This is a genomic window from Chryseobacterium sp. SIMBA_028 (genome assembly GCF_046535285.1).
Lineage (GTDB): Bacteria > Bacteroidota > Bacteroidia > Flavobacteriales > Weeksellaceae > Chryseobacterium.
The window spans coordinates 1-14,304 of the sequence record NZ_JAWRWZ010000021.1; the positions used below are offsets into that span (position 1 = coordinate 1).

At 35.3% G+C, this 14,304-nt stretch carries 12 protein-coding genes; 6 read left to right on the forward strand and 6 right to left on the reverse strand.

Features of this window, described 5'->3' with window-relative positions; all coding sequences use genetic code 11:
• Positions 1 to 259 precede the first annotated feature (259 nt).
• Positions 260 to 1,888, reverse strand: a complete 1,629-nt coding sequence (locus SCA31_RS21245) for an acyl-CoA carboxylase subunit beta (RefSeq protein WP_410698999.1) — start codon at positions 1,886 to 1,888, stop codon at positions 260 to 262.
• 286 nt (positions 1,889 to 2,174) lie between these two features.
• Positions 2,175 to 2,696 carry a GNAT family N-acetyltransferase gene (locus SCA31_RS21250; RefSeq protein WP_410699000.1) on the reverse strand — a complete coding sequence of 174 codons (522 nt, stop codon included), beginning with the start codon at positions 2,694 to 2,696 and terminating at the stop codon, positions 2,175 to 2,177.
• A 202-nt stretch (positions 2,697 to 2,898) separates the two neighbouring features.
• On the opposite strand from SCA31_RS21250, the gene SCA31_RS21255 reads away from it, so the two are divergent.
• Genes SCA31_RS21255 through SCA31_RS21265 form a run of 3 tightly spaced genes read left to right on the forward strand, consistent with a single transcriptional unit; the run spans position 2,899 to position 5,647 of the window.
• Positions 2,899 to 3,774, forward strand: a complete 876-nt coding sequence (locus tag SCA31_RS21255) for a DMT family transporter (RefSeq protein ID WP_106917423.1) — start codon at positions 2,899 to 2,901, stop codon at positions 3,772 to 3,774.
• 15 nt (positions 3,775 to 3,789) lie between these two features.
• On the forward strand, positions 3,790 to 4,872 hold the full coding sequence (locus SCA31_RS21260; RefSeq protein WP_076356084.1) for a PorV/PorQ family protein: 1,083 nt from the start codon (positions 3,790 to 3,792) through the stop codon (positions 4,870 to 4,872).
• A gap of 10 nt (positions 4,873 to 4,882) precedes the next feature.
• On the forward strand, positions 4,883 to 5,647 hold the full coding sequence (locus SCA31_RS21265) for a hypothetical protein (RefSeq protein ID WP_410699002.1): 765 nt from the start codon (positions 4,883 to 4,885) through the stop codon (positions 5,645 to 5,647).
• A 447-nt stretch (positions 5,648 to 6,094) separates the two neighbouring features.
• Here the strand turns inward: SCA31_RS21265 and uvrC are convergent, their stop codons facing one another.
• Positions 6,095 to 7,891, reverse strand: coding sequence for an excinuclease ABC subunit UvrC (gene uvrC, locus SCA31_RS21270; protein WP_410699003.1), 1,797 nt, complete (start codon positions 7,889 to 7,891; stop codon positions 6,095 to 6,097).
• 87 nt (positions 7,892 to 7,978) lie between these two features.
• Positions 7,979 to 8,740 carry a hypothetical protein gene (locus tag SCA31_RS21275; protein WP_410699004.1) on the reverse strand — a complete coding sequence of 254 codons (762 nt, stop codon included), beginning with the start codon at positions 8,738 to 8,740 and terminating at the stop codon, positions 7,979 to 7,981.
• 130 nt (positions 8,741 to 8,870) lie between these two features.
• Between SCA31_RS21275 and hutH the strand changes: the two genes are divergently transcribed.
• From hutH to SCA31_RS21290, 3 genes are all read left to right on the forward strand, one after another.
• The gene (hutH, locus tag SCA31_RS21280) at positions 8,871 to 10,358 is read left to right on the forward strand and encodes a histidine ammonia-lyase (protein WP_410699006.1); all 1,488 of its coding nucleotides are present in this window, start codon (positions 8,871 to 8,873) and stop codon (positions 10,356 to 10,358) included.
• Positions 10,359 to 10,431: 73 nt separating this feature from the next.
• Entirely contained in the window at positions 10,432 to 10,881 is a 450-nt protein-coding gene (locus SCA31_RS21285) for a GNAT family N-acetyltransferase (RefSeq protein WP_410699007.1), read from the forward strand.
• A 256-nt stretch (positions 10,882 to 11,137) separates the two neighbouring features.
• A complete protein-coding gene (locus SCA31_RS21290) occupies positions 11,138 to 12,619 on the forward strand; it encodes a S8 family peptidase (protein ID WP_410699009.1) in 1,482 nt (493 codons plus the stop codon).
• A gap of 84 nt (positions 12,620 to 12,703) precedes the next feature.
• Here SCA31_RS21290 and ygiD read toward each other — a convergent pair whose 3' ends face one another.
• Together ygiD and SCA31_RS21300 are read right to left on the reverse strand one after the other, a co-directional pair.
• A complete protein-coding gene (gene ygiD, locus SCA31_RS21295; RefSeq protein WP_410699010.1) occupies positions 12,704 to 13,531 on the reverse strand; it encodes a 4,5-DOPA dioxygenase extradiol in 828 nt (275 codons plus the stop codon).
• An 80-nt stretch (positions 13,532 to 13,611) separates the two neighbouring features.
• The gene (locus SCA31_RS21300; protein ID WP_410699011.1) at positions 13,612 to 14,124 is read right to left on the reverse strand and encodes a YceI family protein; all 513 of its coding nucleotides are present in this window, start codon (positions 14,122 to 14,124) and stop codon (positions 13,612 to 13,614) included.
• Positions 14,125 to 14,304: the final 180 nt, after the last annotated feature.

The window sequence follows — 14,304 nt, forward strand, 5'->3', positions numbered from 1 at the left end:
TTACGAATATGACTTATCATTAGCCCCGATAGAAACGGTTACCCCGCAGCAGGGAAAGGGCCAAAAAGGATAAGCTGCTGGAAGCTCTGGTGCGAGGAGTATCAGTGGATAGTGGGATGAAGCTCCCGAGAATAAACTTTTTATTCATAAATAAATATAAAATAATAATTGATAAATGCTGAAATGATTAGGATCTCTTAAATTAAAACAGCTATCTCAGTTTTTGAGATAGCCGTCTTTTTACTTATAAATTCATTAATCAGACTTGAATTACGCCAAGATTGAATTTCTCTGTAATAGGAGAATGATTAGCAGCTTCTATTCCCATAGAGATCCATTTTCTGGTATCCGCAGGATTGATAATAGCATCAGTCCATAATCTAGCTGCTGCATAGGTAGATTCAGTTTGTTTTTGATATTTCTTTGTAATAGTGTTCAGAATTTCATTGTGTTCTTCTTCTGTAATTTCTTTACCTTGTTTTTTCAGTGTTGATTCCTGGATTTGTGCCAATACTTTTGCAGCCTGAGCTCCTCCCATTACTGCCAGATCAGCCCAAGGCCATGCAACAATAAGTCTAGGGTCATAGGCTTTTCCACACATCGCATAGTTTCCTGCCCCGTATGAGTTTCCTGTAATAATGGTGAATTTTGGAACAACAGAATTGGAAACTGCATTTACCATTTTAGCACCATCTTTAATGATCCCGCCATGTTCTGATTTTGAACCTACCATAAATCCGGTAACGTCCTGTAGGAAGATTAAAGGTATTTTTCTTTGATTACAGTTGGCAATGAATCGGGTTGCCTTATCCGCAGAATCGGAATAGATTACCCCTCCAAACTGCATTTCTCCTTTACCACTTTTAACCAGCTTTCTCTGATTGGCTACAATTCCTACAGACCAGCCATCCACTCTTGCTGTAGCACAGATAATACTCTTACCATAATCTGGTTTGTATTCTTCGTATTCAGAGTTATCCACAATACATTTAATAATTTCATAGGTATCATATTGCTCAGCTCTTGAAACCGGCATAATCCCGAAAATATTGTCCGGGCTTTCTTTAGGAGGAAAACTTTCTATTCTATCAAAGCCTGCTTTTTCAGTACTTCCGATAGATTTCATGATATTTTTGATTCTGTTAAGGGCATCTTTATCATCTTTAGCCTTATAATCGGTAACTCCTGAGATAGAGCAGTGTGTGGTAGCTCCTCCAAGTGTTTCATTATCGATGCTTTCTCCAATGGCAGCCTTTACAAGATAACTTCCGGCAAGGAAAATAGAACCTGTCTTATCCACAATCATGGCTTCATCACTCATAATAGGAAGATAGGCTCCACCAGCCACACAGCTTCCCATTACGGCAGAGATCTGAATGATTCCCATGGAACTCATTTTAGCATTATTTCTGAAAATTCTTCCAAAGTGCTCTTTATCCGGGAAAATTTCATCCTGCATTGGTAGGTAAACGCCTGCAGAGTCTACCAGATAGATGATAGGTAGTTTATTCTCCATAGCAATTTCCTGGGCTCTCAGGTTTTTCTTTCCTGTAATTGGAAACCATGCACCTGCTTTTACAGAGGCATCATTAGCAACAACAATACATTGTCTTCCGGAAACATATCCGATAACAATGACAACACCACCACTAGGGCATCCTCCATGCTCTTCATACATCTCATAGCCTGCAAATGCTCCTATTTCTATGGAATCCGAACCTTTATCAAGAAGATAGTCTATTCTTTCTCTTGCAGTCATTTTTCCTTCATCACGAAGCTTTTGAAGCCTCTTTTCACCGCCTCCTTTTTTGATCTCGGCAAGCAAGCGATTTATCTCTGATAATTTTAATCTGTTCTGATCTTCTCGTTTGTTGAATTCGATGTCCATAGAATTTTCAATTTTTTACGCTTAAAGATACTATTTTTATGAGGAATATGAGTTGGAAGTAAAACAAGTGTTTAATAGTTTGGTTATTAGTAAATTGTGAAATTTTTAACAAAAAAATATTTTCAAATAATTTATATTTTTTCTAACTTTACATAAGAGTAAGAGCGGAGATATTCTCTGCAAAATACTCTGTTCCTAGTTTATTTTTTTAATAGTTTATTATTTGAAGGCCCTGAAAGTTTAACCAATTTTCAGGGTTTTTTTTGTTAGTATATAGTATTTCTTTTTAATAATACTTTCTATACTCTAAAATAGTTAGGTCAGTGCAAGGATCTTTGTACTTTGTATATTTTTTAAAAGGAATAAATCCGAGTTTTTCCGGAATTTTTTTGCTGGCTATATTTTCTTCATCTACAGGATATAAAATATATTTAAAAGTAAAATTATTTTCCAGAAATTCGATGAGAGCCATTATGATTTCAGTTCCTAGTCCTTTCCCTTGAGAGTTCTTTTTTAACCATAGCCCAAGCTCAATAGAGTCTTCAGTTATATTATGAATACCGCAGCATCCGGTAAAATCACCATTTGCATCCAGGGCAACCATTACCAGATCCGTATTTTGTAATAAAGTTCTTTTTGATTCTTCTACAAAGCTGACGATATCATTTCTATTACCTTGTGGATTAAAAGGCATATATCTAGTAACTTCATTGGTGAAATGTTCTAAAATATCATCTATATAGGAGTCTTCAACAGGCTGTAAGGTGAGACGTTCAGTTTTGATTTTTATATTTGGATTTAACATCATATTTTTAAAGGAAGAGTATTGTTTATTCACTTCTTTTGAACTGTTTTTTCAGAAAATGAATAAAATAGGTTATCCATTAGAAAGAAAAACAATTAAAAAACTTTATTTATCATTTTTTTATTAATGTAAATTTATATTTTTTGTAAGATTTATAAAAGTCTATGTGTAAATTTGCATGTTAAAAATTAAAAGAAGATAGGACATGCAAAAATTAGCACTTTTCAGATTGCACTTAATAGTATTTTTATGGGGATTCACTGCAATTTTAGGAAAACTGATTCATGCCAATGCCCATATTCTGGTATTTTACAGAATGCTCTTTGCGGCTATTTTTCTTTTTGTATTTATTAGGGTGTATAAAAAGGAAAGCATCAAGGTTTCCAAAAAAATATTTTTTCAGCTGGCAGCCATAGGCCTTGCAATGGCGCTCCATTGGTATTGTTTCTTTTATTCTATTAAAGTTTCAAACGTTTCTATTGCATTAAGCTGTCTTTCTTTGTCTACTCTTTTTGCCTCGATATTAGAACCTATTATTTTTAAAAGAAAAATCGATGTATCGGAAGTAGTAATGGGAACAGTGATTGTTGCCTGTATTTTATTGATTTTTAAAACAGAATTTCATTTTAAGGAAGGAATTATATATGGAATTCTCTGTGCTGTTTTTGGAACTATTTTTTCAGTTTTCAATGGTAAAATGTTTGGTAAGACAAGTTCGGGGAACATTATTTTTTACGAAATTTTCTGTGGTTGGTTCATTTTAATGTTGTTTTATCTGTTCTCAGGTCAAATTTTTCAAATGAATGAAATAAACTATAGGGATCTGGCGTTAATATGCTTGTTGGCCAGTGTTTTTACTGCTTTTCCGATGCTGGAATCAGTGAAATTGATGAAGTATATATCGCCTTTTACTCTAATTTTAACAGTTAATTTGGAACCTGTTTACGGAATTATACTAGCTTTTTTTATCTTTGGGGAATCAGAACATATGAGTCCGATATTTTATATTGCTTCAGCTGTTATGATACTGGCAATCATTGTAAATGGATTAATGAAAGCCAGGAAAACAAAAAAACTTTAACTAGCATCAATTTTTATGATGAAAAAATATTTTTTACTTGCATTTTCACTGCTCTTTGGGCTGTCTCAATCCCAGATTATCAGGAAGTATTCCAATGAATTCTTAAATATCGGAGCCGGGGCACGAGGACTGGCAATGGGAGGAGCTGTTATTTCCAATCAGGATGATGTATACTCACCAATGTGGAACCCGGCAGGTTTAATGTCTATTGAAAAAGACTGGCAGGGAGCTGCAATGCACGCAGAATACTTTGAATCTATTGCAAAATACGATTATTTGGCATACGCTAAGGTATTGGAAGAGGGTGTTTTTGGAGTTTCAGTGGTAAGACTTGGAGTAGATAATATTTTGAATACGACCCAGATGATTGATTCTGAAGGAAATATTGATTACGATAAGATTACAAAATTTTCCCAATCCGACTATGCCGCTATACTTTCTTATGCATTCCGACCTGGAGGAAACCCTAATTTAGATGTAGGGGTAAATGCAAAAATTGTTTATAGAAATGTAGGGAAATTTGCAAACGGATATGGTTTTGGATTTGATGTAGGTGCTATCTATAAGGGCGAAAACGGATGGAAATTCGGGGGTATGGTAAGAGATATTACAACAACGGTTAACTTCTGGAGCATTAATCAAAAGGAATTATCAACAGTCGTAAATGGGGAAGAGTTTAACCCTGCACCAAAGGATAAAATGGAACTTACGATGCCTAAACTTAATGTAGGGGCAAGTAAACTATTTGAGATCAATAGCAGTGTTTATGTACTTCCAGAAGCAGGAATCAATGTTGATTTTGCAAAAACAGCTTCATTAATTTCCACAGATTTTGCAAGTATCAGTCCTTATGCAGGAGCAGAATTGGGCTATCAGAAAATGATTTTTGTGAGATTGGGGATCAACAGATTTCAGTCTATTACAGATATAGAGGATTTAAAGAGAAAAGTTTCCTTCCAGCCTAGTGCGGGTATTGGGATCAGATATAGAGGACTTACACTGGACTATGCTATTACCAATTCAGGGATAGGCGGATCTAATTTCTATTCTAATTTCTTCTCACTTAAACTGGATATGGGAGCATTCAGAAATGATTAAAATGACAAAAATGAAAAAAATATCGATATTGTTGTTGGCGTTATGCTCAACGGCTATTTTTGGACAGAGTGTTTCAGACTATAAATATATATCTGTTCCAGGGAAATTCCAGACATTTAAAAATAATAGCTATGGTTTGGAAGCGTATTTATCAAAAGCTTTAAAAAATAAAAGTTATGTGGTTTTACCTGCAAGTGTAGACCAATGGCCATCTGAGGCTAAAGATAACTCATGTAATGTGGTGACTGCTGATGTTTTAAATGATAAAAGTTTATTTACAAACAAGGTAATATTGCAATTTAAGGATTGTAATAATAAAGTTATTCTTGAATCTAAAGGACGTTCTGATATAAAAGAATTTGAAGAGGGCTTTCCTGATGCATTAAAACAGGCATTGGTGAAAGTTGGTGCTTCCAGTCCAAAAGCAATGCTTCCAGCTCAGACACAATCCTCAAATATAACCAATACTGTTCAGACCTCTTCTTCTGAAACAGTAGCCCCTTCTTCAGTTTCAAGTACTGCTACTGCAGGAAACTATTCTAATGGTAAAATAGATTTGCAGAAAATACAAATTGATGCCAATCAGTTTATTTTAGCGAAATCAGGAAGTTCAGTACCATTTGCTGTTTTTAAGACAACATCAAAAAAAGATGTATTTATTGTAAAACTGGCTGACGGTAACACTACCGTTGGGTATTTTGAAAACGGAAATATTGTAATTGATATTCCTCAGGCTGATGGTAGATATTCTAAGGAAGTATTTGCAGGGAAATAGATGTATATCTTACTCAATTTAAATAAAATAAGCTCTTGAAAAAGAGCTTATTCCTTTTTAATATGTTGATGTGTTTTTTCTTTTTTAAAGCATGTACAGTAGTAGTTCAACTGTTGTCCATGTACTTGTACAAGCTATGAGTAATAAAAAAATCGTAATTAAAATAAAGGATATTATTAACGAGTATTATAAATGATGAATTTATAAAATGAGAATTTTTTTCATGGTATTATTGTTTTTGATTAACAATACTAATTTACGAAAAAAATACAAATAATACTATTATTTAATATAAATTTTAAAATTATTTATATTTCATTGTTATTTATGCTCTTTTTTAAGAATTTTTAAGTATTTGAATCTCTTATTTGGGAAATAGGTAATGGTAAATATATGATCGTGAAATTTCAAAAATTTGTGAATAATTGATCAGTGTAATGTCACTAATTAACTATTGGCATTGAAGAACTCCCAGATCACCTTAGCTTTACTTTTCCCTAGAATCTCTTCTAAAGTTTCCAAATTAGATTCTTTAATACGTTTAACGGATTTTAGTTGGGATAGTAACAATTCAATGGTTTTTTCCCCTACACCGGGAATCTCTTCCAATTCAGATTTTATGGTAGAATTTTTTCTTCTGGTTCTGTGATGCTTTACCCCAAAACGGTGAGCTTCATCCCTTACTCTTTGCAGAATCTTTAAGGTTTCAGATTTTTTATCAAGATACAATGGGATAGGATCTTCCGGAAAGAAGATTTCTTCAAGCCTTTTGGCAATACCTACAATAGTAATTTTTCCATAAAGCCCAAGCAATCTTAAGCTCTTTACAGCGGATGATAACTGTCCTTTTCCCCCATCAATAAGTATCAGCTGTGGAAGATTTTCACCCTCATCCAGCATTCTTTTGTAGCGGCGGTAGATTACTTCCTCCATGGTGGCAAAGTCATTGGGGCCTTCCACTGTTTTAGGATGGAAAATTCTATAGTCTGCCTTACTGGGTTTACCATCTTTAAAAACTACACAGGCAGAAACAGGGTTGGTTCCCTGAATATTTGAGTTATCAAAACCTTCAATATGTCTTGGTTCTACAGGCATTCTGAGAAGCTTCTGCATTTCAGCCATGATTCGGTTAGTATGTCTTTCCGGATCAATGATCTGTACCTGCTTCAATTTTTCCAGACGGTATTCCTTGGCATTTTTTTCTGAAAGCTCCACAATTCTTTTTTTGTCTCCAACCTTGGGAACAATAAGCTTCACATTCGGAATTTCTACAGACAAATGGAAAGGGAGAAGAATTTCCTTTGAATCTGAGGAAAACTTCTGCCGGATTTCAATCAAGGCTTCTTCCATGATATCTTCATCTGTTTCCTCAAGAATCTTTTTGATCTCTGTAGTAAAGCTCTGAATGATATTTCCATTTCTTATCTTAAAGAAGTTGATGTAAGCAGCAGTTTCATCGCTGGTCATTCCAAAGACATCCACATCATCAATATTGGGGTTTACAACGGTATTCTTGGCCTGATAATCTTCCAGAATATCCAATCTTTCCTTAATGACCTGGGCCTCTTCAAACTTAAGATCAGAAGCCTGTTTCATCATCTGATTGACAAGATACTCCTTAGCCTTTCGGAAGTCTCCTTTAATGATCCCCCGGATGGCATCTATTTTCTCATCATAATCCTCTTTGCTTTCAAGATCCTCACAAGGACCTTCGCAGTTTTTGATATGATATTCCAGGCAAACCTTATATTTTCCCTCAGAGATTTTGTTGGGAGCAAGATTCAGGTTGCAGGTTCTGAGTTTATAAATATGTTTAATGGTATCCAATAAGATCTTTGCAGGACGTACCTTTGCATAAGGTCCATAATATTCAGAACCGTCTTTGATTTTATTTCTGGTCAGAAATATTCTTGGAAAATCCTCATTCTTAATGCAAATCCAGGGATAGGTTTTGTCATCCTTCAACATTACATTATAAAATGGCTGATGCTCTTTGATCAGGTTGTTCTCTAGTAAAAGGGCATCATACTCACTGTTCACAATGGTGGTTTCCAGACGTTGGATTTTACCGACCATTATTTTGATTCTATACCCCGGTAGATTTTTGTTGAAGTAGGAGAGAACCCTCTTCTTTAAATTTTTTGCCTTTCCAACATACAAGAGTTGTTCGTTTTTATCATAATAACGATAAACACCGGGTTCAGATGGCAAGGTTTTAAGCTGTAATTCTAAAGAAGGATTCATATAACAAAATTAAGGAAACTTTCCTTATTAAAAAGCAGAAAACCTGCAGTAAGATCTACAGGTTTTAATTTATATATTTAAATGGTTTTATCCGTTTGTCATCACAGTATATTCACTGATAAGAAAACTGAAATAATCCCACTCAATAGAATTTTTAGGATACTTTTTGACAAATTCAGAATTATCACCAAAAAGAAAATCATAGCTATCCTCAAAATCATCTTTGTGAAGCCACATAATTTTGTCTCCTTTTTTCACATAATAAGACTTGATAACTCCTCCACCAAGCTGTGGAGAACCCATTACAGAAATACCTCCTGTTTCTTTAGCTCTTGGATCATGATATACAGAAATGATGTCATCAAAATCAGGATTGATGACCTGCATTAGGAACTCCTTTTCATCTTTCTTATTCTTTAAAGATACTATTTGGTTTACAAAATATATTCTATCATTGTTGGTACTTTTTGTTAGTTTCTTAGTACTGTAATTTCTAATGTTTCCCATGTACTTTGACATCTTCATTATTTTTTCTCCATTACTTGGATAAACATACATTTCACTAATCTGATCAGCACTGAATTTTGCAGTCTTCTTAGTAATACTGTCCTTGATGGCTACCTCATAAATTTGCCCCTTTTTTGTTTCGATGCTATTACAGAAACCTTTGTGGGAAGTTCCGTCTTTTAGAGTAATGGTTGATGTTTTTTTAGGAGATGGAGTATTAAAGCCTTCATTAAAAAGATACATCTCCATTTTTTTGATATCTTCTTTGGTGTATTTTACTTTCTGGGCGAAAGTGGTAGTACCTGCAACGCATAAAGCAAGCAGTAATGTTTTCAGTCTCATGTATTATTGTTTTTAATTTCGGGGCTAAAAATAGCAAATTAATTTACTCCTTTTTATAAAAAGTTAGAACGATGAAATTTAGTTTCTCCAGTTATTGTTAAATGCGTAATTTTAAGAAAATTTTTTAGAAATGATATACGGAGTAGATGTCTTTACTTTCCATGATGTTCTGGAAATATGTAAAAAGCCAAATAAAGCCAAGCTGAACAAGGCAGCAAAAGAACAAATTTTAAAATCTCAGAGAAACGTACAGAAAATAGTGGAATCCGACAGATGTGTGTATGGGATCAACACAGGATTCGGGCCATTGTGCGATACTAAAATATCGGCTGATGAAACAGCTCAATTACAGTATAACCTTATTATTTCTCATGCAGTAGGAGTAGGAAAACCTATTGAAAAGGAACTATCCAAGATTATGATGATTGCTAAGGTTCATGCTTTGTCAAAAGGATTCTCAGGAGTCTCTTTGGAAGTTATTGAAAGAATGATCCTGATGCTTGAAAAAGACATCATTCCTGTAGTTCCTGAGCAGGGTTCAGTAGGGGCTTCCGGAGATTTGGCACCTTTGGCACACCTTGTACTGCCTTTATTAGGTTTAGGACAGGTTTGGGAGGGTGATAAAGTTTCTAATACGATGGAAGTATTAGAAAAGCATAATCTTGAAGCATTGGTTTTAGGTCCAAAAGAAGGGTTAGGATTAATCAATGGAACACAGTTTATTCTGGCCCATGCTATAAAAGGACTTGAAAAATTTGAATACTTATTAGACCTCGCAGATGTGACTGCAGCTATGAGTATTGAAGCATACAGAGGTTCAGCAAGCCCGTTCAAAAAAGAACTTCATGAGATCAGACCTTTTGCAGGAAGCAAAAAAGTAGCTGCAAGAATGCTGAAATTTTTAAAAGGGTCAGAAAATATGCAAGCTCACGAAGACTGTGAGAGAGTTCAGGATCCTTATTCCATGAGATGTGTGCCACAGGTTCACGGGGCAAGTAGAAATTCTTTTGAACACCTGAAAGTAATGGCAGAAACAGAATTGAACTCTGTGACAGACAACCCAATTGTATTAAGTGCCGAAGAATCTATTTCCGGTGGAAATTTCCACGGACAGTTAATGGCTTTACCTTTAGATTATGCAACATTGGCTGCCGCAGAATTAGGAAATATTTCAGACAGAAGAAGCTATTTATTATTGGAGGGAAAATATGGTCTTCCAAGATTATTGACAGAAAGCTCAGGATTAAACTCAGGATTCATGATTCCTCAGTATACTTCCGCAGCTTTGGTTACTGAGAACAAAACATTATGCTTCCCTGCATCTGCAGACTCTATTCCAACCAGTTTAGGACAAGAAGATCATGTTTCCATGGGAAGTATCTCCGGAAGAAAGTTCAATCAGGTTCTTGGAAATCTTGTAAATATTCTATCGGTTGAATTGATGTTTGCTGCACAGGGACTTGAATTCAGAAGACCAGCTAAATGTTCTAAATTGATTGAAGAAAACTATACTATTCTTCGTTCTAAGGTTGCTAAACTTGAAGACGACAGATTAATCGGACAGGATATGCTAGCTATTGCGGAGCTTATTAATGAAAGAAAGTTTGTTGTAAACTAATCAAAATAAAATGAAAAGCTTCCGAAAGGAAGCTTTTTTTGTTTACTGTCACCTATTAAAATTTAATTAAAATATGAACATACTTAGAACAGATTCTAACCATACGGATTTTCAAAATCTTGTTAAGGACCTTGATACAGCTCTTGCAGAACATAATGGAGATGATCATGAGTTCTTCGATCAATTTAACAAAATCGATACAATTAAAAACTGTATCGTAGTATACATTGATGAAGCTCCGGCTGCTTGTGGGGCTTTCAAAGAGGTTTCAATAGATACTGTAGAGATTAAAAGAATGTTTACAAATCCGAAATTCAGGAAAAAAGGACTAGGAACCACCATTGTAAATGAACTGGAAAACTGGGCAAAGGAATTAGGTCATAAAAAAGCAGTACTGGAAACTTCCCAGGATCTGAAAAATGCGATTTCTGTTTATGAAAAATGTGGCTTCTACAAGATTCCTAATTATGGACAATACATAGGTGTTGATAACAGTGTATGCTATGAAAAAATAATAGGATAATAAACTTGAAATTTCAATATAAAAACCAATAGAATTAAGAATATCTGTTAATTATAAAAATATTTCTAGTTGGAGGAGTGATCATTCCTCTTCTCTGTAGGGAGTGGTTTTATTACATCATTCTTTTAATAATATAAAGCACAAGGGTTTGATTTCTAACAGGTAATTAATATTCATGTAATGCTAAATTCATTTTTTTTAAAGTTGTAATTCCCGTCAAAGTGTTATATTGTGGCTCCAACCAAAATTATAACTTATGAAAAAAAGTGTATTCTTCCTGGCATTATTCCTTGCCTTAAACTCTTGTACCAGAGAGGAACTTCAAAATGAAAATCCTACTGTTGAAGTGACTCAAAAAGGTCCATTGACAGAAAAACAGATCAATGAAAGAATTAACCAAGCCATTAAAACTGATGGAGCATTCAATTGGAAAAATGAATCAGATCATTTTCTTTGGAGTGCTGTTTTTCATGGAAACAGAATGGTATCAGTCGGGTTTGGTTCATCTAAGGATGATTTTGACAGAAGCAAATCTCCGGACAATCAGGCAATGGAAAATGAAATTTTATCTGTCATCAAAAAATATGAAGGAGTAGAAACTGCAAGATTCCTCCTTACAACAGATAAATATCTTAATCAGATGGATGTCATTATTGATAAGGAAGAAACGTTGACGGCTCTTCGTCAAATGAAGACCATCCGTTATGTGGAGCCGGCAGACTATCACTATTTTGAAAATGAAGCCAAGTTTAATACAGCAGGAAGATCTTCCGGCAGCGGTTCTTCCGGATGTGGTTTCTCATCAGCCACATTAAATGCGGTAGATTATACTTCTACCACTCCAAGTGCAAAAATTCCCTGGGCATTTACAAAACATAATATTCCTGAGGCGTGGGGCTACAGTACCGGAGCGGGAGTAACCATAGGTCTTATTGATACCGGTGTTTCCCCAGAACAGACCTTACTGGGTGGAAGCTTTAATAATGGAGCTTCATCAGGAAGAACAATCAGTAAAGTGGGAGCCTATAATTCTGACGGCTCAGCAGATCAGTGCGGGCACGGAACAAAAATGGCTTCTGTAATGACAGCACCAAGAAATAATGCAGGATTGCCTGTAGGAGTAGCTTATAATGCTAACTTAATTGCCTACCGTGCTGCTGAGAATGTTGTACTAGAGACTTCCAGTGAGCAAAATGGAGTGAAAACTGCATTTACGGATCTGGGGAATAATACTAATGTAAAGATCATTTCCATGTCAATGGGACATATTTTTTCCGTAGGTAAAATTGAAGACGGAGTGAAGTATGCCTATGCCAGAGGAAAATTGATTTTCTGTGCAGGGGGAACTTCTACCAGTTTTACCAGCTTTGTAGGTGTTATTTTCCCGGCATCAATGTCTGAAACACAGGCAATAACAGGAGTGAAAGAGGGAACTTCCAATCAGAAGTGTGATGTTTGCCATTCCGGAAGCCAAATTGACTTTACATTCCAGATGGAAAGAACATCAGGAAGTACGGTTCCGGTTTTAAGCTATTATAACGGACAGGCAGATTATGTAGGTGGATCTTCAGTAGCTACTGCAGCTACCGCAGGAATTGCAGCTTTGGTTTGGGCTAAAAATCCATCATGGACAAGAGATCAGGTCCTTAATAAAATGAGACAAGCAGCGACCTATTATCCGAATGTGAATTCAAGCTATGGGTACGGAAATATTAATGTTTTAAAAGCAGTACAATAACCATATTTCCATATAAAAGAAAAGGAAATATCTCCACTGAGGTATTTCCTTTTTTATTTTTCAAAAAATATTTCTTTGAGTTTCTTAGCCAATCCTTACACTTGTCATACTCAGCGAACCACCAATAAGTTCATCATTAAATAAGGTAAGTTCTTCAGAATGATCCTTCAATCCTAAAGTATAGAGTAGTGGTAGGTAATGATCCGGTGTAGGAATAGCATATTGCAAGGATGTTCCCTGTTTCTGATAATCAATAATATGTTGAAAATCACCATCCAAAAGCCAGTTGTTGGTTTTCTCTCGGGCTTCTATAGCCCAGTCCCAGCCAGCGCCCACCGTATTGATGTTTTTCCAGTCGATTAAACGGAGATTATGAACAATATTTCCACTTCCGATGATCAGAATACCTTTTTCACGAAGCTTATTCAGCCTTTTTGCCAGATCATAGTGATACTGCGAGGGTTTTGTATAATCAATGCTTAACTGGATTACCGGAATATCTGCATCAGGATACATATGTTTGATGACGGACCACGCTCCATGATCAAGCCCCCAGTTATGATCTTCTTCCACTTCTATAGGAAGCAGCAGCTCAGCAGCTTCTTTGGCTAGTTCAGGATTTCCGGGAGCAGGGTATTGTACATCAAACAGCTCTTTGGGAAAACCATAAAAATCATGAATCGTTTTAGGCATTTCCATAGCTGTCACAAAAGTTCCCTCTGTATACCAATGTGCGGAAATACAAAGGATGGCATTCGGTTTTGGAATTTCACTTGCCGCTTTTCGAAATCCCTGTACAAATTGATTTTCTTCAATGGCATTCATGGGAGAACCATGTCCAAGGAATAAAACCGGCATTCTTTGAGTATTTTTAAAGCCTTCGCTTATGTTTTGCAGATCGTTGAGATTCATAAATAGCTTTATTAATAAAAAATAAAAGGTTCAAGGTTTTAGTAAAAAATCCCTGAACCTTTTATAAAGTATGTTACAAATTATATTTGCTTTACAAACTGTAATTCGCCAGCAATTTTCACATCATCACTCACCATTACACCTCCAGCTTCAAGAGCCGCATTCCAGTTAAGCCCAAAGTCTTTTCTGCTGATTTTCCCTTCAAAAGAGAAACCAGCTTTTGTATTTCCCCATGGGTCCACATTAATTCCTCCGAAGTCAACATCTAATGTCACTGGTTTTGTAATTCCATTGATGGTAAGGTTTCCTACCACCTCATCGTTTAATTTCTGAGATTCAAAAGTAATCGTTGGGTGAGCTTCAGCATTGAAGAATTCTGCAGACTTTAAGTGGGTATCTCTGTCTGTATTATTAGTGAATACAGAATCAGTCTGTATGGTGGCAGTAGTTTTTGCATTTGCAAAAAATTCATCTTCAGCTTCAATTTCAGCAGTGAAAGTTCTGAAGCTTCCTTTTACATTAGAAATCATCATGTGCTTTACTTTGAAAGTAATTTCACTATGCGTTGGGTCTAGGTTCCATTTTGTTGCCATTGTATTTTGTATTTTTTGTTATTATTAATGATGCAAATTTAGAACAGAGAGCATATACAAGTCATTGATATAGGATAAGAAATGTATGTATGCTTCAAATTCCATCCAATTTTGAGTTTTTTATTAACACTTTCATGTTGTACATTGATCCTTTGAGGTCAATTTTGAATCTTTGTGCTT